Genomic DNA, 24,171 nt, shown 5'->3' with positions numbered 1-24,171 from the left:
AATCCTCGCCACGCTCCCCCCTCACCCCAACCCTCTCCCCAGGGGGGAGAGGGGATATTCGCCGGGGGAGAGAGGCGCCCCAACAGGAGGAAAATCCGACCATGGCCGTGCCGCTGCCCATCGACATGGGCTATGTCACCGACATCCTCTATCGGCTGCTGACCACGCCCAGCCCGACCGGCTACACCACCGACGTGGTCCGGCTGTGCTGCGCCGAGTTGGAACGGATGGGCATCCCCTATGAACTGACCCGGCGCGGCGCCATACGCGCCGACCTGAAGGGAGTGCGGGCCAGTCCCGACAGGGCGCTGGTCGCCCATGTCGACACGCTGGGCGCCCAGGTGAAGATGCTGAAGGACAATGGCCGGATGGAGCTGGTGCCCATCGGCCACTGGTCGTCCCGCTTCGCCGAGGGCGCGCGCTGCACCGTGCTGACCGACCGCGGTCCCTGGCGCGGCACCATCCTGCCGCTGAAGGCGTCGGGCCACACCTTCAACAAGGAGGTCGATAGCCAGCCGGTCAACTGGCAGCAGGTGGAACTGCGCGTCGACGCCCCCGTCGCCAACCGTCGGGACCTGGAGGAACGCGGCTTCAACATCGGCGATTTCGTCGCCATCGACCCGCAACCGGAATTCCTGGAGAACGGCTACATCGTCTCCCGCCATCTCGACGACAAGGCCGGGGTGGCGGTGATGCTGGGTGCGGCCAAGGCGGTGGTGGAGGCCGGCGCGTCCCTACCCGTCGATTGCCACCTGCTTTTCACGATCTCCGAAGAGGTCGGGTCCGGCGCCTCGTCGATCCTGCACCAGGACGTGGCGGAGATGGTGACCATCGACAACGGCACCACCGCCCCCGGCCAGAACAGCAGCGAATACGGCGTCACCATCGCCATGGCCGACAGCACCGGCCCCTTCGACATGGCGCTGACCCACTCGCTGCTGACCTTGTGCCAGGCGCAGAACATCCCGCACCAGCGCGACGTGTTCCGCTATTACCGCTGCGACAGCGCATCGGCCATCGAAGCCGGCAACGACATCCGCACGGCGTTGGTCTGTTTCGGCATCGACGCCTCGCACGGCTACGAGCGCATCCATGTCGACGCGCTGGAAAGCCTCGTGCGGTTGCTGGTGCTATACATGCAAAGCCCGCCGCGGGATTAGCGGACCGCCTTCCCGTCCCGCCGTACTTCCTCCAAAACCCGGCGCAGCTCGCCGGGGTGCAGCGGCTTGTGCAGGAAGGCGCAGCCGCGGCGCTGGCCCTCCAATAGGGATTCGGGTGCCGTCTCGCCGGTCAGCACCACGGCCGGGATGTCCGCCTTGAACAGCTTGCGCACGCGGTCGATCACGTCGAAGCCGGACACCTTCCCCGGCAGGCGGAGGTCGGTCAGGATGGCGTCGGGCGGTCCTTCCAGCCCGTCGACCGCCGCGAACACCTCGCGCATGTTCGATGCGGAGACGAAGGCGCAACCCCAGCTTTCCAGCGTCAGCAGCAGGCCGGACAGCACCATGCTGTCGTCGTCCACCACCAAGACGCGCATGCCGTCCAGCGGCACCCCCGATGAACCGCCGTCGGGGTGAACGCCGACCGCCGGGGTGTCGGCCGGCGCCTCGCCCTCCAATCGGTTCACGGTCACGGCGAAGACCGACCCGCGCCCCGACCGCGACTGCACCTCGATTGGCGCCTGCAGCAGCACCGACAGCCGCCGCACGATGGCCAGACCCAGGCCGAGGCCGCGGGTGGGGTCGCGGCTGGGGTTGGTCAGCTGGTGGAACTCGTCGAAGATGACGTCCAGTTTGTCCTGCGGGATGCCGAAGCCGGTGTCCCACACCTCGATCCGCCACTGCCCGTCACGCTTGCGCAGACCCAGCAGGATGCCGCCGCGTTGCGTGTAGCGGATGGCGTTGGCCAGCAGGTTGCGGACAATGCGGCCCAGCAGGATCGGGTCGCTGCGGGTGACCGCTCCACCCGCCACGTCCGGCACATGAACGCGCAGGCGCAGGCCCTTCTCCTCCGCCTGCGGGCGGAATTCCTCGGCCAGCGACTGCAGCAGCCCATCCACCGAAACCGGCTGGAGGTCTGGCTCCACCGTCCCGGCGTCGAGCGTGGAGATGTCCAGCAGGGCATTCAGCAGTTGTTCGCCTGCTGTCATGGCGTTGGCCAGCATGCCGGCGGTGCGGGTCGCCCGCGCATTGCCGTCGACTTGGCTGGTCAGGGCGTCGAGGAACAGCCGCATCGCCTGGAAGGGCTGGCGCAGGTCATGGCTGGCCGACGCGAGGAAGCGGGAACGCGCCGCGGTGGTGCGCGCCACCTCCGCCCGCATGGTCTCGGCCATCTGCGCGATGGCGCCGTCCAGCGTCGCCGAGGCCAGAACGCCGACCACATGCCCGTCGACCAGCAGCGGCGCGGCGCGCAGGCTCAGCGGCGGATCGGTCGGCAGGCTCAGCAGCGACGACTCCGGCCGGTCCGCCGCCGTCGCATCCCCTTCGTCCACATAGAGCGGGCGCAACGCCTCGGCCACCGCCGTCCAGCCGCCGGGCAGCAGGCTGGGGCCGCTCTCGTCGCGGGTGGCGGCGCGCGGGCGGTTCAGCAGGGCGGCCAGCGGCTCGTTGCAGCGGACGGCGGCCATCTCCGGCCCGCCGATCACCAGCATGGTCGGAACCGTACCGGCGGCGCAGACGCGCCGTGCGTTGTCCAGACACTCCCGGTAACGCTGATCGGTCGGTGACATGGGGTTGGCCGAGGATCGGGGCATCGCGTCGGTGTCTTTCGCGTCGGTATCTTTGGGGATCGAGGTCCCGTGGAAGGGCTGGAGGCTGATCGCCATGGGCACCGGCTCGACCGTCGGACAGTTTCAAAAAGCCCGCAGAGAATAAACGGACGATCGGACTTGTGAAATCACACGATGGCTCTACTCCCTCCTATGCGGATGGTGAAGGCCGCGGCAGGCGCAGCAGATGGTCCTCCACGAAATATTTCCGGCGCAGAAGCGCCATCAGGCGGACCTTCAGGACATCCATTTCCTGTGCCTTGCCAACAAAATCATCGGCGCCGGCATTCAGGCTGATCATCAATTGCTCTTCGTCGTCCTGACTGGTCAGTATGACGATCTGGAAGAACAGGCCGCGTTGACGCCGGAACCTGTCGAATCTTTCGCAGAGCTGGGTGCCGCTGGTTCCCGGCATCACCAAGTCCAGGATGACGCAGTCCAGCCCGCCGCCGGAGAGCGCCGCCACCGCCTCGTCGGCGTTGCGGGCGGCAGTGACGGTGCAGCCTTCCTGCTCCAGCTCGGCGCGCAGGAATTCGCGGTAGGTCGCGCTGTCGTCGACGATCAGGATGCGGGCGCGGCGGAAAATCTCCGGCACGGTCGGCGGCGCGCTGCGCCGCTCCAGCACGGCGCAGGCATCGTCCACCACCGCCTTGGGGTCGGACGGGTCATGCTCGCCTGCGCCGCGGCCGAGCACCAGCACGGCGGCATCGCTGCGCGCCCGCAGTTCCGCCAGCCCCTGCGGACCGGCAAGCTCGCCCTCGACGATCAACAGATCCTGGGCAGTGCCGGCGATCTCGGCCAGGGCCGACTCGATGCCTTCGACGCAGACGGTCTCCACGCCGCGTTCCTCCAGCAGCAGCTTCAGCAGAAGCCCCTGCGTCTGGGAACCCATGACAACCAAGGTGCGGAGTCCGTTCATGACGCCATCTTATCGTCGGAGGTCAGTTGCAGCAGCCGTCCGGCCACCCGGTCGAGGGGCAGTTCCTCCACCGCGCCGCCCAGCCGCACCGCGGTGCCCGGCATGCTGTGGATCACCGCCGTGGAGGCGTGTTCGGCAATGGTGTATGCCCCAACCTTGTGCATGTCCACCAATCCCCGCGCGCCGTCCTCGCCCATGCCAGTCAGCAGCACGCCGATTCCGGACGTGCCATAGGCGCGCGCCATCGACCGGAACAGCTCCTCACCGGACGGGCGCTGGCCGCAGACCAGCGGATCGTCGGACAGGCGGATGGTGCCGCCTTCCACCAGCATGTGGCGGTCGCCGGGCGCCACATAGACGGTGCCGGGCCGCGGGACCAGCCCCGCCTCGCCCAGCCGCACCGGCAGGGGGGAAACGGTGCCCAGCCAATTGGCGAAGCCGGCCATGAAGGGGGCGCCCATATGCTGGACCACGAAGAGCGGCATGGGAAAGCTCGGCGGTAGGTCCTTCAGGATGCGCGCCAGCGCCGCCGGCCCGCCGGTGGACGCCACCAGCCCGACGGCGCGGAAGCGCCGCAGGCGCCCGTCGGCCGTCACCGCCGCTTCGGGCAGCCGCCCGTCGCCGGCATCGGGCGTGCCGGCCTCCGGCGCCGTGCTTCCAGCCGGCCGCGCCGGCCGGGCGGTGATGCGGTGGCGGATCACCTTCACCTGGCTCATGATGACCAGTTGGGTGCAGAGATGGTGCGCCACAGTCTGGTAATCGGCGCGCGCCACGCTGCCCGGCTTCTCCACCACCGCCAGCGCGCCGGCCTGCAGCGCCCGCATCGGGATATCGAGGTCGCGCACGTCCGACGCCACCACCACGATCGGCAACGGGTTTTGCCGCATGATGCGGCTGGTCACCTCGAATCCGTCGATGCCCGGCAGGCGGATGTCGAGCGACACCACGTCGGGCGCCGCCCGGTCGATCATGCGCAGCGCCTGTTCGCCGCTCGACGCGATGCCCGCCACCTCCAGCCGGGGGTCGGCGCCGATGACGTGGCTGAGAAGCTGCTGGATGACGGGGCTGTCCTCGACCACCAGCACACGGATGCGTCGGGAGCCCGCTTTCGCCGGCCCGCTCACAGCAGCCGCCGGATGCCGGCCAGAAGCTCGTTCTGGTCGAAGCGCGTCTTGACGATGTAGGCGTCGGCGCCCAGCCGCAGGCCGCGTTCGCGGTCCTCGTCGCTGGCGCGCGAGGTGACGAGGATCACCGGGATCTCCGCCAGCCGCTTGTCCGCCTTTACCGCCTGCAACAGGGCGAAACCGTCCATGCGCGGCATCTCGACGTCACTGATGATCAGGCCAACCTCCATCCCTTCCGACAGGCGCTCCAGGGCCTCGCGCCCGTCCACGCACAGCGTCACCCGATAACCATGGGCTTCGAGGATGCTCTTTTCCAGCGTGCGGGTGGTGATGCTGTCATCGACAACCAGGATATGCGCACGGGCAGGGGTGGCCTCATCCGCAGGGCGGGCCGGGGCGGGCAGGACGCTTCCGGGCAGCGGCATCAGGCCGGGAATGTTCAGCACCAGCGCCGGCCCGCCATCGTCCATCAGCGCGGTGCCGAGATAGCGCCCGGAATCGAGCCCGATCTCATCCGCCGCGGTCACCACCGTCTCGCGGGTGGCGACGAAGCGGTCGACCGCCAGCGCCAGCCGCCGGTCCGCCGCCCGCACCACCACGAGCGACAGGGACCGTTCGGCGCTCGGCACCACCGGCGCCTCCATGCCCAGCAGCGCCGCCAGCGAGGTGACGGGGATTTCCTCATCGCCGATGCGGATCATCGGGGTGCCGACCCCGGAGAACAGCGATTCCGCAGTGGTGGTGCGCAGCCGAACCACGTCGGCCGACGGGATCGCCAGGACCTGGTCCTGCACGCCGACGAAAACCAACCGCTGGCTCAACAGGCTCAGCGGAACCTCGATGGTGACGGCGGTGCCGCCCTCCGGCCGGTCTGCGATGGTCAGGTTGCCCTGCAGCCGCTCCACCTCCCGCCGGGCGATGGCCAGCCCCATGCCGCGCCCGGCCAGCTCGGTGGTGCGGGCGGCGGTGGAGAAGCCGGACTGGAACAGGAACTCGGTCAGCCGTTCGAGCGGGATCTCCTCGCCCGACGACAGTTCGTCGGCGTCGATCAGCCCGCGCTCGGCCGCCTTGCGCAGGATCGCGCCGCGGTCCAGCCCCCGCCCGTCATCCTCGATGCGCAGGCGCAGGCGCGAGCCCTCCACCGACGCCGCGATGGTCACGCGCGCCGCCGGCCGCTTGCCCAGAGCCAGCCGTTCCGCCGGTGTCTCGATGCCGTGGCTGATGGCGTTCCGCGCGATGTGCAGGATCGGATCTTTCAGCCGCTGCAGGACGGCGCGGTCGGCCTCCACCTCCAGCCCTCGGACGTCGACCTCGACCTCCTTGCCCTCGGCCCGGCTGATGTCGCGCACCATGCGGCCGAGCCCGCTCAGTTGGTTTTCCGCGGGCAGCATGCGCAGGCGCCGCATGTCCTGCTGGAAGCCGCCGCCCCAGCGCCGCATCGACCACAGCAGACGGTCATGGCTGCGGTGTGCAGAGTCCAGCGCCCCGCCCAGCGCGCGGAAGCGCCGCTCGAACGCCATCAGCGCCGGCAGGGCGCCGCGCCCGTCCAGCCCGTCCGCACCCTTGTCCACCTGGATGCCGCGCCCGATCTGCATCCGCAGATGGCGCCATGCCCGATCCAGCGCCCGCCATTCCCGACGCATCGCCCGCAATTCCTCGCCGAGCCCGGCCTGTGCCTCCACCTCCGGCAGCAGGGCCGACGCGGTCTCCGACAGCCGCTCCAGCCCTTGCGCCGCGATGCGGACCAACGCCGCGGAGTCGGCGTCGACCGCCTCGGCGCGCGGTCGCGGCGCCCGGCGCTCCGCCCGTGCCGGGGGCGCCGGTGCCGCCGTGCTTCGGGCCGGCGGCGGGGGGTCGCCGTTCCGGCCACCGGCCAGCCCGTCGAGATCGGCCAGCACGCCGGCGATCTCCACCTCCTCGCCGCCCTGCAGCGACCAGGCGACCAGATCCTCGATGGCGTCCAGCGCCCGGCGCACCACGGCGATGGCGTCGGCGTCCAGCACCGTCTCGCCCCTCTGCACCGCGATGAAGGCGGCCTCCAGCCGGTGGGAGATCGCCTCCACCTCCGGCAGGTCGACGGCGCGGGCGGCGCCCTTCAGGCTGTGGGCGCGCCGGTGGATGTCGACGAGGTCCGGCGCCTCTCCCGACGCTTCGGCCTCGCGCAGCCCGGCACGGATCACCGCGAGATGATCCTTGTGCTCGAGCTCGAACGCCGCGAGCAGGCGCTGGCGGATGTCCATCAGGCGCTCCGGTGTGGGGAGCGTGCGATCCGGCGGCGCATCGTCACACCCGGTAGTTCCGCACCGCCTCGACCAGACCCTGACCGAGGTTGTTCAGGTTCGCGGCGGCGCCTTCCAGCTGGCGGGTGCCGGCGGCGGTCTGGCTGCTGGCCTCGCGGATGTTCTGCAGCGCCTGGATCACCTGCTCCAGGCCGATCTGCTGCTGGTTGGTGCCGGCGACGATCTGCTGGAAGGCCAGGACGCTCTCCTGGATGTTCTCGGCCATGGTGCGGATGGTGGACTGGGTGGCGTCGGACTGGCGCTTGCCGGCGGCGACGCGCTTCACCGCCTCCTCCGTCAGCATGACCGAGGCGTTGATGCCGTGCTGGATCTCCGACAGGTTGGAGCGGACCTGCGCGGTCGCCTCCTTCGACTGGTCGGCCAGGCTCTTGATCTCGCCCGCCACGATGGAGAAGGTGCGGCCATGCTCGCCGGCCGCCGCCGCCTCGATGGCGGCGTTCAGCGCAAGCAGGTGACAGCGCTCGGCGATGTCGTTCACCGTCACGATGATCTCGCCGATCGCCTGGGTGCGTTCCGACAGCATGACGATGTTCTCGGCCACCGCCTCGGCCTGCTCGCGGATGGCGTCCATCGCCTGGATGGTGTCGTCGACCGCCTTCATGCCGGAATGGCTGGAGGTCGCCACCGTCTGGGCGCCATGGGCGACGTCCTGGGCGCGGCGGTTGATCTGGGCGCCGGATTCAGTGATTTCCGACAGGGTGGCAGTGGTCTGCTCCACCGCCGCCAGCTGTTCGGCGACGCTGGCCGACTGCTGCTGGGTCGAGGCGCGGATCTGGGCGGTGGCGGCGTGGACGCTCTCGGCGGTCTCGCGGGTGGTGCGGGCCATCGACTTCAGCCGGCCGGCCATCTCGTTCAGGTGCTGGCCCAGGACGGCCAGCTCGTCCTTGCCGGGGATGGTGATCTCCTGCGTCAGGTCGCCGTGACCGACCTTGGTGACGAAGTCGATGGCGCGGCCGAGCCGACGGGTGATGGAGCTGCCGATCAGATAGGCCACACCCACCGCGATCAGGAAGACGATGACCAGCGCGATGATCGACGACTGGATGGCCGAGTTGTAGATCGCCCGGATGTCCTCGCGCCCGGTCTCCGTCAGGCGGTCGATGGCGGTCTGGGCTGCGGCGATGCGCGCCTCCATGTTCTTGCGCAACTCGTCCACCCGCTGGCGGCGTTGCAGCGCCTCGGGCACCTGGTTGCGCTCCAGCATGGTGTAGATGGCCCGCGCCTCCTCGCCCACCATGGTGATGGCGCGGCTCATCTCGGTGATCGCGGTGTCCAGCTCGACCCAGCCCTTTCGGCGGTTGTCGGTCACGCTGTAGGAGGAGCGTTCCGCCACCAGCGCGCGCAGCCGGCCCAGCGCGTCGCGCAGCTTCGTCCCGACCTCGTCATACTGCCGGTGCAGCGGAACCATGATGACCGGAATGTCCGCGATCTTCCCTTCGGCATTGGCGACGGTGACGGCGTTCAGCGCGGTCTCGCGCGTGCTGCGCAGCTCCGCCTGCAGGTTGCCGACGTCCGTTACGAGATTCGCCGCCTCGGTGTCGTAGCTGGACACCGCCATGATGACGGTCAGCGCGTCGGAGAAACGCGCCATCTGGTAGAGCGCCAGCAGCGCGGTCAGGACGCAGACCACGCCGAACCCGAGGACCAGCTTGTGCGCGACTTTGATGTTCATTCTCGGACTCCAGCCCCGGTCGGCTCAAATGCAGGTGGATCGTTCTTGACGGCAGGTTTCAGGTCTTCACGGCGTCGAGCAATGCCGCCATGTCGAGGATCGCCATGCGGTCCCCGGCGATCGCCCTGACCAGCGGCCCGGCCTCCGCCGGGGCGGGGGTGCGCGGCGGGACGATGTCGGCCACCCGCTCCACCTCCCTCAGCCGCAGCGCCGCCGGACGGCCGCCGCCGGTGCGCAGGACCACGGCATAGCCGGGCTGCTCCGCCTCGGTCCCGGCGCCCGGACCACTCCCGCACAGCCGGTCGACGTCGAACAGCCGCATCACCCGGCCGGCGACGGCGATCACCCCCAGTACGGCGTGCGGCGCCCCCGGCACGCGGGCCAGTCGCGGCATCGGGACGATCTGGCCGAGGTGGCGCAGCTCCATCCCGTACAGCGTTTCGGCCCCGCGCGCGACCAGCATGGGGATGCCGGCGCTTTCCCGGTCGAAGGCGGGCGGCGGTTCGGCGAGTTCCTCGGCGCGGCGGTCCAGCACGGCATCGGCCCAGGGGCCGCGGCCGGCGAAAGTTTTCGCCAGGACGGCGTTGCGGTGCGCCAGCCTCTCGCGCACCTCCTGCCAATCGATGGCGCTGTCTGGGGAGTTGCCTGGGTCCCGTGCCAGGGAAGCGTTCCGGTCCATCAGCCCTCCTCACCGGTCAGCCAGAGGTCGAGCATCCCGCGCAGCTCCTGCACGGTCAGTCCGCCACCCTCCGTCACGGCCTCTTCGTCGGCAAGGCTCTCCAGGGCTTCGCGGGCGTTGCGGAAATGGCGCTGCGCAGGGACCAGCCGGCCGCGGCGCCAATAGGCCAGCGCCAGATGATAGTCGGCCAGCACGAAGCGCGGGTCGAGATACAGCGCCCGCTTGAAGGCAGCGACCGGATCGCCGACCCCCAGATCCTCCTCCACCAGACCCAGCTGGTAATGGGCAGCGGGGTCCATACGGTTGGCCTCCACCCGCGCCAGACAGGCTTCCAACAGGGAGGAGCGCTCGCTGGTCTCCGCCTGGTCCGGCGGGGGTAGCGGCGCGGGCGGGGCTGCCGCCTGGGACGGCGCCTTCGCCGCCGCCTTCGCCGTGGGCTTGGCCGCCGCCGTGCGCCGCGGCTTGACGGCCGGCATCGGCACCGGTGCGACCGGGGTCGGGCTCGGCGTGGCGCCGGGCGCCGGGGCGGCCCGGTCGCCCTGCTTGCGGTAGAGCGTGGCGCCGGGGACCGACACCGGGATGAACAGCTCGTTCATCTGCGGTCCTGCCTCGGCATGGCCGACCACCAGCCATCCGCCGTCGGCCAGCGCGTTGTGCAGGTTCCCCAGCAGCCGGTGCCGCGTCGCCTCGTCGAAATAGATCATGACGTTGCGGCAGAGGATGATGTCGAAATGTCCGATGCCGTGGGGATAGGACGGGATGGCTCCTTCCACCAGATTGAATGGCATGAAGCTGGTCCATTGCCGGTATTTCGGCTTCACCGACCACAGCTTGTCCCGGCGGTCGAAGCAGGCCTCCAGCGTCTCCGGCGACAGGCCGCGCACCGCCCAGTCGCCATAGGTGCCGCGGCGGGCCTGCTCCAGGAAGGCGCCGTTGATGTCGGTGCCGACGATGTGGACCTGCCAGCCTTCCAACTGGTCGGCGAAATGCTGCTTCAGCAGGATTTCCATCGTGTAGGCTTCCGGCCCGATGGAACAGCCCGCACTCCAGATCCTCAGCAGCCGCGTCGCTTGGTTGCGGCGGACGCACTCCGGAATGGCAACGGCGCGCAGCGCGTCGAATTGCTCGATGTAGCGGAAGAAGAAGGTCTCCCCCACCGCCAGCTCGTTGATCAGCCCCTGATACTCCGGCCCCCCCGGTCCCTGCGCCTCCAAGGCCGCCAGATAGCCGGCGACGGTCGTGATCCGGCCGAAGGGCAGGCGGCGGTTGATCCGCTCGGCGAAGGCAGAATCCTTGTCGGCGTAATAGGCGAGCCCGGTGGCGTCGATCACCATCGCCTTCAGGCGCGGGAAATGCGGGTCGCGGCGGATCGCTTCGATGGCCACGGCCGCTGTGGCGGCGGGATTGGCGGGAGTCATGCAGCACCTTCCCAGCGGGCCAGCCGCCTTTCCTCCGCCGCGCGGAAGGCATCGAGCAGCCGGCCCTCCGCCTCGCTCAGCAGCCGATCGGGGTCGAGCAGCGTCACGGTGCCGGCGCGCCCGGTCACCCGGTCCGGGAAGGCGCCGGCCGCACAGCCGTTGAAGGACAGCGACGGATCGGAGGCTACCCGCTCCTCCGCCTGCAGCGCCACGTCGCCATGGACCTGATCGACCAGCAGCGCGGTCGGACGCCCCTGCCAGGTGATCAGGATCAGCGGCGCGTAAAGCCCCGTCTCCCCGCCATCCTCCGCCAGATCCAGCAGAACGCCCAGGCGCAGGACCGGCACGACCTCCCCATGATAACGGAACACCCCCTCGACCGGCTGCGGCGCGGTCGGCAGGCGGTCGAGCCGCGGCAACGGCAGAAAGCGCCGCACGGCTTCCACCGGCAGCGCCAGCGCCTGACCGGCAACCGAGAACACGACGCAACGGAAGGGCGATGGCGCGGAAGGGCCGTGGGAGGTGCTTTGGGAGAGGCTGTGCGTGGGGTGCGGTGACATCCGTCCGTCGATGGTCTGGAATCCGACCGGGAACATGCCCGATCACGACTGGAATGCGAATTACGCCAAAGGTTTACGCCGGACGATCTATGCCCTGGCCGCCGGAATCGGGACCTTTGCCGGATTGCTGCGCCGGTCTACTGTCTTCCGCCATGCCGGAAAACCGGCAACGACCAGCCAAACCAACGACAAAGGGAGAGACGAGACGATGCCCGGCCGCCATTTCGAGGATTTCCGCATCGGCGACGTGATCGAATCGGAAGGGGCGACCCTCACCGACAGCCAGATCATGGATTTCGCCCTGCGCTTCGACCCGCAGCCCTTCCATATGGATGCGGTCGCTGCGGCCGACGGGCCGTTCCAGGGGCTGATCGCCAGCGGATTCCACACACTGTCGCTGACCTTCCGCCTGATCCGCGACACCGGCATCGTCACCGGCACCAGCCTGGGCGGCTCCGGCATGGACGAGCTGCGCTGGCTGCGCCCGGTGCGCCCCGGCGACACCATCCGTGCCCGCGTGGAGGTGGTGGAGACGATCCCGTCGCGCCGCGGCGACCGCGGAACCGTGCGGCTGGCCTACACCACGCTGAACCAGCGGGGGGAACCGGTGATGACCTGCATCATGAACCACATCGTGGCCGGCCGGACGGTCGCCGTCTGAAGGTCCGGCGACCGGCCAATACCCCACCCCCGTACTCTGCCATGACAATTTTGTTAACCAGAGCTGCGCCGATTTTCGCAGCCTGTCCATTGCCAGTTCGCAGGTGCGGGACTATGTGACCGCTCCGCACAGTCCACGCTGGCAAGATGTTGGAAGTAAAGGCAGTTCGCGTTGCGGACGATTAATTTTCCTTCATCTCCGCGAAACTGACGGAAGAAAAGACGGGGTTCTCGCGTCCACTGCGCAGGAGACCGCGGAAAAAATGGGTCTGGCCACCCCGGTCGGGTGGCCGCAAGAGGTTAGGGAAAGGGTTGGTCACCATGCTTTGCAACATCGTCACAGTCGCCTCGCTCGGCGTCCTCCTGCTGTCGGGCATCGGCTTCGGCGTCACCAAGCCGCCCAAGCAGGACCGCGAACAGCGTGTCGATATGCCGCGCCGCCCGCTGGGCGAGAACATTATGGGCTGACGCCCGACCCCTAAGCCTCGGGCGGAGGGGAATGACGGGGGAGGGGGTAGGCGCCGCAAGCGCCGGTCCCCCGATCCTGGCCTTTTCCCATAGGGGGAGCGAAGGACTCAACTTTCAAATCTCGATCAGCGCATAAGGACGGCCGGTTTCCTTCGGGATGGTCTGCGCCACATTGTAAACCGGCGTGCCGCGCAGCGTCTTTCCCGAATAGGTCCCGTGATGGGCATGGCCGTGGGCGATGGCACGGACATTGTCGAAGCGGTCGATGGTCTCGGCCAGCCGCGACGATCCCAGGAAGGGATAGATCTCCGTCGGCTCCCCCTCCACCGTCGCGGCGATGGGAGCATAGTGCAGCACCACGAACACCCGTTCGGTGTCCAGCTGGCGTAGCGCGCTTTCCAGCCGCATCGCCTCGTTCACCGCCTCGTGCACGAACTGCTTGATCGCCGGTTCGCCGAAGCTGTCCAACATCCGGTTGCCGAACCCGCCGCCGAAGCCCTTCACCCCGGCGAACCCCACCCCGCCGATCTCCTGCGGGGCGCCATCCAGGAAGCGGACGCCGGCCTGGGTCAGGATATGCTGCACCTCCTCCAGATGGCCGCATTCGTAATCGTGGTTGCCGAAGACGGCGACGATCGGGATGCCGATGGCGCGCAGGGCGTCGGCCAGGATTTCCGCCTCGCGCGGCTTGCCGTGGTTGGTCAGGTCGCCGCACAGCGCCAGCACGTCGGCCTTGCCTGCGATCTCCTGGAACAGCTCGCGGTAGGGGTATTGGGTGGTCTCCCCGACATGGATGTCGCCGATGGCGGCGACGGTCAGCCTGCGCTCATCCATTCTTTTTCTCCTTTGGGATCTCCTTCGTGCCCTCCTCCCCGACGACGTCGGCGAAGCCCCATTGGGTGACGTCGATCAGGTAATCCTCGCGCGAGAACAGCCGGCCCCGACAGATGCGGGTCTGAGCGACCGGCAGCTTGGCGCGCTCCTGCATCCGTTCCAGCAGTTCCGCCACCAGCCAGTCGGGCACGCAATCGCGTTCGGTCGGGTAGATGAACCGGAAGTTCAGGAGGTGGATCAGCAGCACCTCCCAATATTGCTCCATATGGGCGAGCAGTCTTTTCCAGTCGACCTTGTCGTGCTGCTTCAGGATCAGGTGCGCCACGTCCGGACCATCGTATTTGTGGCGCATCTGGACGAAGGACTTGGAGAAGATCATCTCCGTCGGCGCCACCAGCCGCACGTCGGCGCCGCAGATCACCGCACGATGTTCTTCCTTGAACCAGCGGTCGTTGACCGGGTTGATGGCGACCGCCGAATTGAAGATCACGTCGAAGAACAGATCGCCATGCTTGACCTTGCCGATCCAGCGTTCGTCTTCGATCTCCGTCCCGAAGCCATGGTCCTGGAAATGACCCAGGATGCGCGGGAAGTCGCCACCGCAGCAGAAAACGTCGATGTCCTTGGTTGGCCGGTTGATCCCGGTATAGGCGCTGACCGCATAGGTTCCGCCCAAAAGGAACGGGATTCCCGATTGGGTCAGCAGCTTGAGGCTTTCGGTATAGAAGGCTTCGGCCTCCGCGGAGACGGTGGCGCTGCCCTCACGGAGTTCGCTCATGTACCACTCCCCATTGCGCGCCGACATGGCACGTTGCCCCGATACAACAGGGCAGGGGAGCAAGCGTTGCAGGGGGAGACATCACGCCTCCACCCCGCCGCGGCCATCGGCGAACCGGTCAGACCCCGAAGTTCGGCTTCCCGGCCAGGATGTTGGACGTCACATGACGGATGTCGCGCAGGCCGCACATCGCCATGGTCACGTCCATCTCCTTGCGAATGATCTCCAGGCACTGGGATACGCCGGCCTCGCCGCCGGCGCCAAGGCCGTAAAGGAAGGCGCGCCCGATGAAGGTGCCCTTGGCGCCCAGCGCCAATGCCTTCACCACGTCCTGGCCGGAACGGATGCCGCCGTCCATCAGCACCTCGATCCGGTCGCCCACCGCCTCGACGATGGCCGGCAGGGCGGCGATGGAGGAGATGGCGCCGTCCAGCTGCCGGCCGCCATGGTTGGAAACGATCAGCGCGTCGGCCCCGGTTTCGGCGGCCATCACGGCGTCTTCCGCGTCGAGGATGCCTTTCAGGATCAGCTTGCCGCCCCAGCGGTCGCGGATGCGGCGCACGTCGTCCCAGTTCAGCGTCGGGTCGAACTGCTCCGCCGTCCAGGAGGACAGCGACGACAGGTTGCTGACGCCGGTGGCGTGGCCGACGATGTTGCGGAAGGTGCGGCGGTGGGTCCGCAGCATGTTCATGGACCAGCGCGGCTTGGTCGCCATGTCCAGGATGTTGCCGACGGTCAGCTTCGGCGGGGTGGACAGGCCGTTCTTGATGTCCTTATGGCGCTGGCCGAGGATCTGCAGGTCCAGCGTCAGCACCAGCGCCGAACAGCCGGCCGCCTTGGCGCGGTCGATCAGCTTGTCGATGAAGTCGCGGTCGCGCATGACGTAGAGCTGGAACCAGAAGGGCTTGTCGGTATTCTCGGCCACATCCTCGATCGAGCAGATGCTCATGGTCGACAGCGTGAAGGGAACGCCGGCCTTGGCGGCGGCGCGGGCGGCCAGGATCTCGCCGTCGGCATGCTGCATGCCGGTCAGGCCGGTCGGGGCCAGCGCCACCGGCATCGCCACCGGCTGGCCGACCATGGTGCTGGCCAGCGTCCGGTTGGTCATGTCCACCGCCACGCGCTGGCGCAGCTTGATCCGGCCGAAGTCCGATTCGTTGGCGCGGTAGGTCGACTCGGTGTAGGAGCCGGAATCCGCGTAATCATAGAACATCCGCGGCACGCGCCATTCCGCCAGCTGCCGCAGATCCTCGATGCAGGTGACGGGCCGGTCGGTGAACAGGTTCGCCCAGCGCGACGGGGGCCGCGACGAGGGCATGCGAACGGAGGTCATGGGGCGTGTCTCAACGGTTGCGCGTGAAACGAAGGGGGTAGGATTTGGCCATCCCCTCTGCGCACCGTCAAGCATGCCCTCGCCCGGCACCTGCTTATTCCGTCTGTCCGCCGGTCACCGCGCCGGCTTGGCCTTGCGCTTCGGCTTGGCGGGTTTGGGCGGAGTCATCATGGATTTCAGCGCTGCCGACTGGTTGCGCTTGGCCGCCGACATGGCTGCAGTGGTCCACATGCCGGTGGCCCGGTTGGCCCAGGACAACCAGGCGCTCATGAAGGGATTCTTGACCATGGCGGGACGACTCCGGGACGGTTTGGGGTGCCAACTCAACAGCGGCTTCGGGGTGGATGTTGCGCTGCACAGGACGTGGCCGATCATGTGCGCAATTTTTTGGCAAAGTCGCCGCATTCTTAGGCAATCGCATGATCTAGGAGCGGCCAACTTGCAGTCTAGAAGCCCTTCTCCCCTTGTGGGAGAAGGGTTGGGATGAGGGGGGCAGCCGGCTTCAAGGCCGGGGAAATCATAAGTTCGCTACCCCTCACCCCAACCCCTCTCCCGCAAGGGGAGAGGGGTCTGTTTCTAATGGCATATGCGTTGCTTAGTCGGTGAAGGGTGCAGCGCAGGGGGAACAGGCCGGATGGTCACGCAGCAGGAAACCAAGGACAGCGGGGCGGGCACCGCGGCCGCGCGGTTCCTGCGCGCCGCCAAGCTTTGCCGCATCCGCGATGTCGAACAGCTACTGGCCGTCAGTGCCCTGGTCCGCGACATGAGCGGGCTGATCCACGCGCTTCAGAAGGAACGCGGCGCGTCCTCCATCTATTTGGGCTCCAGCGGAAAGCGCTTCGCCGAGGATCGCGCCCGCTGGCAGGCCGACGCCAAGGCGCTGGAAGCGGTCCTGCGCGACCGGCTCGACCATGTCGACGAGCAGCTCGGCCGCCTCGGTTCGGGCGCTCAGTTCTACAACCGCGTCGCCATTGCCCTGCATGCGCTGGACGGGCTGCCGGCGCTGCGGGAACAGGTGGCGTCGCTGGCGCTGGTGCCGCAGGACGCCGTGAAGTCCTTCACCGACATCGTCGGCCATCTGCTGGCCGTGGTGTTCGAGGCGGCGGACATCGCCGCCGATCCCGCGATCTCCCGCGCGCTGGTGGCGCTGTTCAACATCGTGCAGGGCAAGGAATTCGCCGGGCAGGAGCGGGCAACGGCCAGCGCCGGCTTTTCGCGCGGGCGGTTCGACGGGGCGGAGCATGGCCGGCTCGCCCGGTTGATCGATGCGCAGAACCGCGCCTTCCGCATCGTCGCGGAGTTCGCCGACCCGGCTCACATCGCCGCTTTTCGTGCGGCACTGTCGGATCCGGCGGTGGCGGAGGTGGAGCGGATGCGTGCGGTGGCGCTCGGCGACGGCGCACGCCATGGAGAACTGTCGGGAATCACGCCGGAATCCTGGTTCGAACAGGCCACGCGGCGCATGGATCTGTTGAAGACGGTGGAAGACCGGCTGACCGAGGATCTGCGGCTGTTGTGCGAGGCGAAGCTGGCACAGGCGCGTGCCGATCTGGAGCAGGCCGATCTGCGCGGACATGATGCGGTGATGCCGGTGGCGATGGTGCTGGTCGACGCCGATCCCGCCCTGCCCGGACAGGACGGCACCGGGCTCTATGCGCCGGACGGGCTGCGGCCGAAGCTGATGCGCTCCGTGCTCGACATCGTGCAGTCGCAGTCGCAGCGCCTGCGCGACGTCAGCCATGAGTTGGAGACCGCCAAGGCGGCACTGAACGAGCGCAAGGTGATCGACCGCGCCAAAGGCCTGCTGATGTCCACCCGCAACCTGTCGGAGGAGGAGGCCTACAAGCTGATCCGCAAGACGGCGATGAACCAGAACAAGCGCATCATCGAGGTCGCCGAAGCGATCCTCAGCATGTCCGACATCCTGCGCGGCGTGACGGCAGTCGGCGGTGTGGGCGGCGGCGGTGCGGCGGGCGGCTGAGCCCGCCCCCCTCACTGCATCGTGCGCACCGGCGAGAAGGGCAGGCCGGCCTGATCCAGCGCCCGGTCGATGACCTCCTCCGACTTCTGGTCGAACAGCTGCAGGAGCAGGTCGTCGACCATCCAGTCGTTGGTGGGGGTGCAGGCGGTGAACAGCTCGCTGATGACCTCCGACTGGAAATCCTCGCGTCGGCTCTCCTCGCCCTCATACTCCATCCGCTTGGCGACGCCGACCGCGACCTGGAAGGGATGAGTCAGGCCGGGGGCGACGGTCGCCTTCCTCATCAGCGCGGCCATGCCCAGTTCGCCGTCGTCCCAGGCCAGCCGGCGGGCGTTCTCCGCCGGGATGCCGGCGCGCAGCGCCATGCCGGCGACGAACAGCGCCAGGTCGCCGGCGCACAGCGCCCGGAACAGCAGCACCGGGGTCAGGCGGCGGTTGGCGTGCAGCCACTGGATCACCGCGTCGATGTCCTCGGTGCCACGCAGCACCGGGCGCAGCAGCCGCATGGTCGCCGCCTCCCGCCCGCGCTCCACCAGCCGTTCCACCAGTTCGCGCGACAGGCCATGCGCCTGCATCAGCGTGGTGCGCATGCTGTCCGACACGAAGGCGACCACCCGCTCCACCATCGCCAGCGACAGGCCGGGGCGGGTCGCCGCCGCCTCGCTGACCATGCGGACCCGGCCGAAGCGGTCGAGCGCGCGGTGCATCGCGCTGTCCGGCACCTCGGCCCCGTCGTTGCGCAGCAGGGCGGTGACGGCGACGACGTTGCCGCGCTCCGCGATGGCTCCCGAGACACGGGCAGAGACCTTGGAGCGGCTGGCGACCGCCACATGCTTGCCGGAATCGGGATCGGACAGCACGTCCAGCAGAAGATCGTCGGTCAGCCCCGCCGCGTCGCGCAGGATCGGGAAGGCCACCCGGCCGACGTCGCGGACCAGCCGTTCGGCGAGATCCTCGGTCAGCAGCGGACTGTTGCGCAGCTGCCAGGCCACCGCTTCGCGCACCGCCACCTGGGCGTCCCCGGCGAAGCAATGAACCACCTCGATCGCCAGCGACCGTTCCGCCGGACTGAGCGCGCCGGCTTCCAGATCGTGGAACAGCTTGTTCATCGTCTCGATCCGCGTCTCCGCGGTGGGCGAGGTCAGCAGCCGCTCCACATCCCGCGACGACAGGGCGTTCGGGTTGGGCGCGTCTGGCTGAGAGGACTGCGGTTGGGCGGCATGTGGCATCGGGGCACCCGGCTGCGGCATCGGTCAAAAACCCATCAGTCGAAATCGAGGCAGGAGTAACGGACCATGTCGCCCCACAGCCGGTCGAGCCGGCGGAGCGTGCGGTAGCTGGCCTTCAGGTCGCGCGCCTCGGTCTCGTTGCGCACCAGCGCCTCGGCCTGGGCCTGCTCCATCCGCCGCAGTCCCTCCCACAGCTCCCGCCCCTTGTCGGTCAGCTGGAGCCGTGCGGTGCGGCGATCGCGCTGGTTGGCCGCCCGGTTGATGTAGCCGGCATCGACCAGGATCTTCAGGCTGTAGGATGCGTTGGAGCCCAGGTAATAGCCGCGCTCCATCAGGTCGCGGACCGACAGCTCGTCCTCGCCGATCAGCATCACCATCAGTGCCTGCACCGGGCCGATGTCCTCGATGCCCTGCTTGGACAGGCCAACGCGCACGACGTCCAGGTAACGCCGGTGCATCCGCTCGATCAGGCGCGCCATGCCGTGGAAGTCGGCGAGGTCCAACTCCTCGCCGGGCTTCCGGGCTGGATCGCCGCCCGGCTTGTCGTCCGGTCCCGGCTCGGGCGCGTCGTCATCGTCCCAGTTCAGGTTGCTCATCGCGTCCATGATCCCGGCTCAAACATTGCCGCCATCCTTCTCGCCTCTGCCTTATTCCGCCGCGGCGGCGAGGCCGCGGAAACCATGCGGGTGCGCGCTGCGCCAGGCCCAGGCGCCGGCGATGATGCTGTCCAGTTCCGGGAAGCGCGGCTGCCAGCCGAGATCGCGGCGGATGCGCTCCGACGAGGCGATCAGCACCGGCAGGTCGCCGGGCCGCCGCGGACCGATCTTCACCGGCACCGTCCGCCCGGTGATGCGCTCCACCGACGAGATCACCTCGCGCACACTGTAGCCGGTGCCGTTGCCCAGATTGTAGCGGACCGACCGCTCCTCCAGCGCGTCCAGCACCCGCAGATGGGCGTCGGCCAGATCGCAGACATGGATATAGTCGCGGATGCAGGTGCCGTCGCGCGTGTCATAATCGTCGCCGAAAATTTCGATGTGCGGACGCTTGCCGGTGGCGGCATCCATCACCAGCGGGATCAGGTGCGTCTCCGGGCTATGGTCCTCGCCCAGCTTTCCGTTAGGATGCGCCCCGGCGGCATTGAAGTAGCGCAGGCAGGCGGAGCGCAGGCCGTGGCAGCGGTCGGCCCAATGCAGGGCGCGCTCGATCATGAACTTCGATTCGCCATAGGGGCTGCCGGGATCGATCGTCTCTTCCTCGTCGATGGGAATCCGCTTGGGCGAGCCGAACAGGTTGGCGGTGGAGGAGAAGACCAGCTTCATCACCCCGGCCTTCACCGCGGCGCGGATCAGGTTCAGCGAGGTGACGGTGTTGCCGTGCAGGTAGGCGTGCGGATCGCGCATCGATTCGCCGACCACCGACAATGCGGCGAAATGGAACACCGCGTCGAAGCGCCACTCCGAGAAGACGCGGGCCAGCGCCGCTTCGTCGGCGAGGTCGGCCTGGACGAAGGCGGCCTCGGGCGGAACGGCGGCGATATGACCCTGACGCAGATTGTCGAGCACCACGACGCGATGGCCATGGTCGAGAAGCTCCGCCACGCAATGGCTGCCGACATAGCCGGCGCCGCCTGTGACGAGGATGGTCTTCGGGATCGTCATGGAACGGGTTTCCTTGAACCGGTTTTCGGGCCGCAACCGGAAACGGGCGGCCGGCATGGTGGAAGGAAAGGGGGGCGGGGCAGGGGCGGGATGGGGGGAAGCCCGGCGCCCTGCGCAATTCATCGCGACGCAGCATGCACGATAACCCAGCGCTCTGACCAGATGGCTGGAAACCCCACCCAAAAGGACCTAAGACCTTCGGTGAAGCGACGGATTCCACAAAGAAATCAACCGGTTGCCGGCCAGTTTCCACCCCTTTTGCGGGGACTGGAAAGAGGTAGAACCCGAAACTTGTCACACGTCTCTAAAATGTCCCCGGTGTAAAGCTTGAGCGTGCCAAGTCCACCGACGCTTCCCCCCGCGTCCGGATCCGCCATCCATAGGCGACCGTTCCTTGATTGGACCGGCCGCATCCGGCGCCCCCCCAGCCGGCTTCCTGTCCAGCGTCCCGTCGCCGCCGGCAGCCATTTCCGCTTTCCCTGCCTCCCGAGTTCCAGCGCCGCCTTGATCGGCCAATCCTCCACCAGGAAGGATCGAAGATGAGTTCCGTGGATCGGCCCCTGCTGACCCAAGCCTACCGGAAGATCGGGCATGGCCTGCTGCTGGCCGGCATCCTCAGCCTGTTCGTGAATGTCCTGATGCTGGTGGTTCCGCTCTTCACCATGCAGGTCTACGACCGCGTGATGAGCAGCCGCAGCCTGGAAACGCTGACGATGCTGGCGATCATCGCGGTGGGGGCGCTGGCGCTGTACGGCGTGCTGGACTTCATCCGCGCCCGCGCCTTCCTGGTGACGAGCGCCGTGATCGCTCACCGCTTCAACGTGCCGGCGCTGGAGGCGTCCATCGTCGATGCGCTGTCCGGCGGGCCGCGCAATGCGGCGCAGACAATGCGCGACCTGAACGACCTGCGCGCCTTCATGACCAGCAGCGCCGTCACCGCGCCGCTGGAACTGATCTGGGCACCGATCTTCCTGGTGATCCTGTTCCTGCTGCACCCGGTCTACGGCTTCCTCGCCATCGGCGCGGCGCTGGTACTGCTGGTGATGGGCGTGCTGACCGACGCGCTGACCCGGCGGCCGATGGCCGAGGCGAACGAGGCGTCGGCCCGCGTCTTCGCCGACATCGCCGGCACCGTCCGCCATGCCGAAGCCATCGAGGCGATGGGCATGCTGCCGGCGCTGGCGCGGCGATGGCAGGCGGCGCAGAGCGGATCGGCCGGCATGATCGACCGCGGCGCCACCATGTCGCGCGGGCTGGCCGCGGCGTCGCGCTCGCTGCGGCTGATGCTGCAGGTGGGCGTGATCGCCGCCGGCGCCACGCTGGTGATCGACAATCTGGTGACCCCCGGCAGCATGATGGCGGCCGGCCTGATCACCGGGCGGCTGCTGCATCCCTTCGAACAGCTGGTCGACGGCTGGCGGCAATGGGTCAAGGCGCTGGAGGCGCACCGGCGCATCCGCGACCTGCTGAACAACGGCGCCTCGGCGCGCTCCACCATGCCGTTGCCGGCGCCGCAGGGGACGCTGGCGGTCGACCGCGTCAGCCATGTGCCGGCCGGCCTGAACCGCCCGGTGCTGCGCAACGTCTCCTTCTCCGCCGAGGCGGGGGAGGTGCTGGGCATCATCGGCCCGTCCGGCGCCGGCAAATCTACATTGGCCCGCCTGCTGGTCGGCGTCTGGCAGCCGACGGCCGGCGGCATCTATCTGGACGGCACCAGCACCTATCTGTGGGAGCGCGAGAGTTTCGGCAAATATGTCGGCTATGTCCCGCAGTCGGTGGCGCTGCTCGACGGCACCATCGGCGAGAACATCGCCCGCATGGCCAGCGCCGACCCGGCGGAGATCGTCCGCGCCGCCCGGTTGGCCGGCGTGCACGAGATGATCGGCCGCCTGCCCTTCGGCTACGACACGCCGGTGGGCGAGAGCGCCTTTTCCCTGTCCGGCGGTCAGCGGCAGCGCATCGCGCTGGCCCGCGCCCTGTTCGGCCGGCCGCGGCTGCTGGTGCTGGACGAGCCCAATTCCAACCTCGACCATGAGGGCGAGCAGGCCCTGCTGAACGCCGTTCACAAGGTGAAGGCCGAAGGCACCACCGTGGTGATGATCGCCCACCGCCCCTCGATCGTCGCGGTGGCCGACAAGCTGGTGGTGATGAAGGAGGGCGTCGTCGAGCATTTCGGCGCCCGCGCCGACGTCCTGAAACTGGTGCAGCCGGGCGGCGTCCCCGCCGGCGTGACCCGCCTCGTCCGCAGCGGAGAGCAACGATGACCAGCGAAACGCCAGCATTGACGACCCCGGCGGTTTGGACGGCGACCATCGACGTGGATCCCGCCGAACCGTCGCTGCGGAACACCGCGCTGGCCGGGGCATTGGCAGTGCTGATCGGCTTCGGCGGCTTCCTGACCTGGGGCTTCACCGCCAGCCTGGACAGCGCGGCATTGGCCGCCGGCACGGTGATGGTGGAAAGCCATCGCAAGACCGTCTCCCACCTGGAAGGCGGCATCCTGCGCGACCTGCTGGTCAAGGACGGCGACCTCGTGCGCGCAGGCCAGGTGCTGCTGCGGATGGATTCGACGCAGAGCCAGGCTGTGGTGTCGCAACTGCAGGGCCAATACTGGACGGCGCTGGCCCGGCTCGGCCGATTGCGGGCCGAACAATCCGATGGTCCGAAACCGCTGTTCAGCGAGGAGCTGGTGAAGGCGGCGCGCGACAATCCGGTGGCCGCCGAGGCGATGGCGGTCGAGGAGCGGCTGTTCCGCTCCAGGCTGGACAGTCACGAGGCGCAGATGGGCATCCAGCGCCGGCAGATCTCCCAGCTGCGGGACGAGATCGCGGCTCTGGAATCGCAGCGCGTCGCCACCGCCGACCGGCTGCGCTACACCCGGGACGAATTGCAGGTGGTGCAGGGCCTTCTGGCGAAGGGGTATGAGCGCAAGCCGCGCATGCTTGAACTCCAGCGTAACGTCGCTGATTCCGAAGGACGGCTGGGTGAGCTGATGGCGAACAAGTCCAAGGCGGAACAGGCCATCGCGGCGGCCGAATTGACCATGATCAACCTCGGCAACACCCGCCGGTCGGAGGTGGCGGTCGATCTGCAGACGGCCCAGGCCAGCGTCTCCGACCTGTCGGAACGGCTGCGCAGCGCCGACGACATCCTGTTGCGCCAAGCCGTCACCGCGCCGCAGGCGGGGCGCGTGACGGGCCTGCGCTTCTTCACGTCCGGCGGCGTCATTCCGGCCGGTGCCGGCATCCTCGACATCGTGCCGCAGGACGACGCCATGATCGTGGAGGCCCGCGTTTCTCCCCACGACGTGCAGAATGTGGAGGTCGGCAGCAAGGCGATGGTGAAGCTGACCGGTTATCGCCAGCGTGCGGTGCCGCCGGTGGCGGGGCAGGTGGTGTCCCTGTCTGCCGACCAGTTGGAGGACGAGCGCACCGGCGCCTTCTATTTCGCTGCCCGGATCAGCATGGATGCGGCGGAACTGAAGGCACTTCCGGATGTCGATCTGCATCCCGGCATGCCGGCGGAGGTCATGATCCACGGCCATGCCCGCCGCGCCATCGACTATTTCCTGACGCCGCTTACGGATGGCATGCAGCGCGCCTTCCGCGAGAAATAGACGGCACGCCCGTCCCCCCCGGCCCTCCCCCGTTCGGGCCGGTGCGGGCTGGGGCCGCCGGCAAGGGTCCATCCCCCGCAAGCGGTCCCGTGAAAGGGCCGGCGTCCCCCGCGCCGGCCCTTTTGCCATTCCGGGTCAGACTCATGACAGTTTTACTGTGCCCGAATCCGCT

At 68.5% G+C, this 24,171-nt stretch carries 21 protein-coding genes; 6 read left to right on the top strand and 15 right to left on the bottom strand.

The features are described 5' to 3' along the window. Window positions 1-101 precede the first annotated feature (101 nt). Window positions 102-1,160, top strand: a complete 1,059-nt coding sequence (locus tag FZ983_RS14935; RefSeq protein ID WP_188092335.1) for an osmoprotectant NAGGN system M42 family peptidase — start codon at window positions 102-104, stop codon at window positions 1,158-1,160. Here FZ983_RS14935 and FZ983_RS35040 read toward each other — a convergent pair. The 8 genes from FZ983_RS35040 to FZ983_RS14895 form a co-directional block, all read right to left on the bottom strand. Next, window positions 1,157-2,824: a hybrid sensor histidine kinase/response regulator gene (locus tag FZ983_RS35040; RefSeq protein WP_149224299.1), complete on the bottom strand. Its 1,668-nt coding sequence runs from the start codon at window positions 2,822-2,824 to the stop codon at window positions 1,157-1,159. The genes FZ983_RS14935 and FZ983_RS35040 overlap by 4 nt on opposite strands. Window positions 2,825-2,918: 94 nt before the next feature. Further along, the gene (locus tag FZ983_RS14925; protein WP_149224298.1) at window positions 2,919-3,686 is read right to left on the bottom strand and encodes a response regulator transcription factor; all 768 of its coding nucleotides are present in this window, start codon (window positions 3,684-3,686) and stop codon (window positions 2,919-2,921) included. Continuing rightward, window positions 3,683-4,771, bottom strand: a complete 1,089-nt coding sequence (locus FZ983_RS14920) for a chemotaxis protein CheB (protein ID WP_149224297.1) — start codon at window positions 4,769-4,771, stop codon at window positions 3,683-3,685. Before FZ983_RS14920 ends, FZ983_RS14925 begins: the two co-directional genes overlap by 4 nt. A gap of 35 nt (window positions 4,772-4,806) precedes the next feature. Next, window positions 4,807-7,050, bottom strand: coding sequence for a response regulator (locus tag FZ983_RS14915; RefSeq protein ID WP_149224296.1), 2,244 nt, complete (start codon window positions 7,048-7,050; stop codon window positions 4,807-4,809). A gap of 43 nt (window positions 7,051-7,093) precedes the next feature. After that, the gene (locus FZ983_RS14910; RefSeq protein WP_149224295.1) at window positions 7,094-8,782 is read right to left on the bottom strand and encodes a methyl-accepting chemotaxis protein; all 1,689 of its coding nucleotides are present in this window, start codon (window positions 8,780-8,782) and stop codon (window positions 7,094-7,096) included. 58 nt (window positions 8,783-8,840) lie between these two features. Beyond that, window positions 8,841-9,461, bottom strand: coding sequence for a chemotaxis protein CheW (locus tag FZ983_RS14905; RefSeq protein WP_149224294.1), 621 nt, complete (start codon window positions 9,459-9,461; stop codon window positions 8,841-8,843). After that, window positions 9,461-10,879: a protein-glutamate O-methyltransferase CheR gene (locus FZ983_RS14900; protein WP_149224293.1), complete on the bottom strand. Its 1,419-nt coding sequence runs from the start codon at window positions 10,877-10,879 to the stop codon at window positions 9,461-9,463. The genes FZ983_RS14905 and FZ983_RS14900 overlap by 1 nt, the downstream gene beginning before the upstream one ends. Next, a complete protein-coding gene (locus FZ983_RS14895; RefSeq protein WP_149224292.1) occupies window positions 10,876-11,475 on the bottom strand; it encodes a chemotaxis protein CheW in 600 nt (199 codons plus the stop codon). The genes FZ983_RS14900 and FZ983_RS14895 overlap by 4 nt, the downstream gene beginning before the upstream one ends. A 172-nt stretch (window positions 11,476-11,647) precedes the next feature. On the opposite strand from FZ983_RS14895, the gene FZ983_RS14890 reads away from it, so the two are divergent. Both FZ983_RS14890 and FZ983_RS34090 read left to right on the top strand, forming a co-directional pair. Beyond that, the gene (locus tag FZ983_RS14890) at window positions 11,648-12,100 is read left to right on the top strand and encodes a MaoC family dehydratase (protein WP_149224291.1); all 453 of its coding nucleotides are present in this window, start codon (window positions 11,648-11,650) and stop codon (window positions 12,098-12,100) included. Window positions 12,101-12,420: 320 nt separating this feature from the next. After that, a complete protein-coding gene (locus tag FZ983_RS34090; protein ID WP_188092334.1) occupies window positions 12,421-12,567 on the top strand; it encodes a hypothetical protein in 147 nt (48 codons plus the stop codon). A 114-nt stretch (window positions 12,568-12,681) separates the two neighbouring features. Here FZ983_RS34090 and FZ983_RS14885 read toward each other — a convergent pair whose 3' ends face one another. From FZ983_RS14885 to FZ983_RS34085, 4 genes are all read right to left on the bottom strand, one after another. Then, complete coding sequence (locus FZ983_RS14885; RefSeq protein WP_149224290.1) at window positions 12,682-13,401, bottom strand: metallophosphoesterase; 720 nt, start codon at window positions 13,399-13,401, stop codon at window positions 12,682-12,684. Further along, entirely contained in the window at window positions 13,394-14,179 is a 786-nt protein-coding gene (locus FZ983_RS14880; RefSeq protein WP_149224289.1) for a nucleotidyltransferase, read from the bottom strand. Before FZ983_RS14880 ends, FZ983_RS14885 begins: the two co-directional genes overlap by 8 nt. A gap of 118 nt (window positions 14,180-14,297) precedes the next feature. Beyond that, window positions 14,298-15,512: an alpha-hydroxy acid oxidase gene (locus tag FZ983_RS14875; RefSeq protein WP_282186998.1), complete on the bottom strand. Its 1,215-nt coding sequence runs from the start codon at window positions 15,510-15,512 to the stop codon at window positions 14,298-14,300. A gap of 114 nt (window positions 15,513-15,626) precedes the next feature. Continuing rightward, window positions 15,627-15,800 (bottom strand): hypothetical protein, encoded by a 174-nt coding sequence (locus FZ983_RS34085; protein ID WP_188092333.1) that lies wholly within the window; start codon window positions 15,798-15,800, stop codon window positions 15,627-15,629. A 346-nt stretch (window positions 15,801-16,146) separates the two neighbouring features. Here FZ983_RS34085 and FZ983_RS14870 point away from each other — a divergent pair, with 346 nt between their 5' ends. Further along, complete coding sequence (locus FZ983_RS14870) at window positions 16,147-17,493, top strand: nitrate regulatory protein (RefSeq protein ID WP_149224288.1); 1,347 nt, start codon at window positions 16,147-16,149, stop codon at window positions 17,491-17,493. An 11-nt stretch (window positions 17,494-17,504) separates the two neighbouring features. Here FZ983_RS14870 and FZ983_RS14865 read toward each other — a convergent pair whose 3' ends face one another. The 3 genes from FZ983_RS14865 to galE are packed head-to-tail and all read right to left on the bottom strand — an operon-like array spanning window position 17,505 to window position 20,383. Beyond that, on the bottom strand, window positions 17,505-18,722 hold the full coding sequence (locus tag FZ983_RS14865) for a DUF2336 domain-containing protein (RefSeq protein ID WP_188092332.1): 1,218 nt from the start codon (window positions 18,720-18,722) through the stop codon (window positions 17,505-17,507). Between the two features lie 35 nt (window positions 18,723-18,757). After that, window positions 18,758-19,318: a winged helix DNA-binding protein gene (locus FZ983_RS14860; RefSeq protein WP_247883762.1), complete on the bottom strand. Its 561-nt coding sequence runs from the start codon at window positions 19,316-19,318 to the stop codon at window positions 18,758-18,760. A 51-nt stretch (window positions 19,319-19,369) separates the two neighbouring features. Beyond that, complete coding sequence (gene galE / locus FZ983_RS14855; RefSeq protein ID WP_149224285.1) at window positions 19,370-20,383, bottom strand: UDP-glucose 4-epimerase GalE; 1,014 nt, start codon at window positions 20,381-20,383, stop codon at window positions 19,370-19,372. Between the two features lie 539 nt (window positions 20,384-20,922). On the opposite strand from galE, the gene FZ983_RS14850 reads away from it, so the two are divergent. Both FZ983_RS14850 and FZ983_RS14845 read left to right on the top strand, forming a co-directional pair. Continuing rightward, on the top strand, window positions 20,923-22,647 hold the full coding sequence (locus FZ983_RS14850) for a type I secretion system permease/ATPase (RefSeq protein ID WP_149224284.1): 1,725 nt from the start codon (window positions 20,923-20,925) through the stop codon (window positions 22,645-22,647). Continuing rightward, on the top strand, window positions 22,644-23,999 hold the full coding sequence (locus tag FZ983_RS14845; RefSeq protein ID WP_149224283.1) for an HlyD family type I secretion periplasmic adaptor subunit: 1,356 nt from the start codon (window positions 22,644-22,646) through the stop codon (window positions 23,997-23,999). Before FZ983_RS14850 ends, FZ983_RS14845 begins: the two co-directional genes overlap by 4 nt. Window positions 24,000-24,171 lie beyond the last annotated feature (172 nt).

The organism is Azospirillum sp. B21 (assembly GCF_008364825.1).
In the GTDB taxonomy this organism is placed as follows: Bacteria; Pseudomonadota; Alphaproteobacteria; order Azospirillales; family Azospirillaceae; genus Azospirillum.
This window is presented reverse-complemented; position numbering and strand designations above follow the sequence as displayed.

Bases quoted from the DNA above. Each gene is read 5' to 3' on its own strand.
- FZ983_RS34090 (WP_188092334.1), top strand. From the start codon at position 12,421: ATGCTTTGCAACATCGTCACAGTCGCCTCGCTCGGCGTCCTCCTGCTG.
- FZ983_RS14915 (WP_149224296.1), bottom strand. From the start codon at position 7,050: ATGGACATCCGCCAGCGCCTGCTCGCGGCGTTCGAGCTCGAGCACAAG.
- FZ983_RS14870 (WP_149224288.1), top strand. From the start codon at position 16,147: ATGGTCACGCAGCAGGAAACCAAGGACAGCGGGGCGGGCACCGCGGCC.
- FZ983_RS14895 (WP_149224292.1), bottom strand. From the start codon at position 11,475: ATGTTCCCGGTCGGATTCCAGACCATCGACGGACGGATGTCACCGCAC.
- FZ983_RS35040 (WP_149224299.1), bottom strand. From the start codon at position 2,824: ATGGCGATCAGCCTCCAGCCCTTCCACGGGACCTCGATCCCCAAAGAT.
- galE (WP_149224285.1), bottom strand. From the start codon at position 20,383: ATGACGATCCCGAAGACCATCCTCGTCACAGGCGGCGCCGGCTATGTC.
- FZ983_RS14900 (WP_149224293.1), bottom strand. From the start codon at position 10,879: ATGACTCCCGCCAATCCCGCCGCCACAGCGGCCGTGGCCATCGAAGCG.
- FZ983_RS14850 (WP_149224284.1), top strand. From the start codon at position 20,923: ATGAGTTCCGTGGATCGGCCCCTGCTGACCCAAGCCTACCGGAAGATC.
- FZ983_RS14865 (WP_188092332.1), bottom strand. From the start codon at position 18,722: ATGCCACATGCCGCCCAACCGCAGTCCTCTCAGCCAGACGCGCCCAAC.
- FZ983_RS14880 (WP_149224289.1), bottom strand. From the start codon at position 14,179: ATGAGCGAACTCCGTGAGGGCAGCGCCACCGTCTCCGCGGAGGCCGAA.
- FZ983_RS14910 (WP_149224295.1), bottom strand. From the start codon at position 8,782: ATGAACATCAAAGTCGCGCACAAGCTGGTCCTCGGGTTCGGCGTGGTC.
- FZ983_RS14860 (WP_247883762.1), bottom strand. From the start codon at position 19,318: ATGAGCAACCTGAACTGGGACGATGACGACGCGCCCGAGCCGGGACCG.
- FZ983_RS14845 (WP_149224283.1), top strand. From the start codon at position 22,644: ATGACCAGCGAAACGCCAGCATTGACGACCCCGGCGGTTTGGACGGCG.
- FZ983_RS34085 (WP_188092333.1), bottom strand. From the start codon at position 15,800: ATGGTCAAGAATCCCTTCATGAGCGCCTGGTTGTCCTGGGCCAACCGG.
- FZ983_RS14925 (WP_149224298.1), bottom strand. From the start codon at position 3,686: ATGAACGGACTCCGCACCTTGGTTGTCATGGGTTCCCAGACGCAGGGG.
- FZ983_RS14905 (WP_149224294.1), bottom strand. From the start codon at position 9,461: ATGGACCGGAACGCTTCCCTGGCACGGGACCCAGGCAACTCCCCAGAC.
- FZ983_RS14885 (WP_149224290.1), bottom strand. From the start codon at position 13,401: ATGGATGAGCGCAGGCTGACCGTCGCCGCCATCGGCGACATCCATGTC.
- FZ983_RS14935 (WP_188092335.1), top strand. From the start codon at position 102: ATGGCCGTGCCGCTGCCCATCGACATGGGCTATGTCACCGACATCCTC.
- FZ983_RS14890 (WP_149224291.1), top strand. From the start codon at position 11,648: ATGCCCGGCCGCCATTTCGAGGATTTCCGCATCGGCGACGTGATCGAA.
- FZ983_RS14875 (WP_282186998.1), bottom strand. From the start codon at position 15,512: ATGACCTCCGTTCGCATGCCCTCGTCGCGGCCCCCGTCGCGCTGGGCG.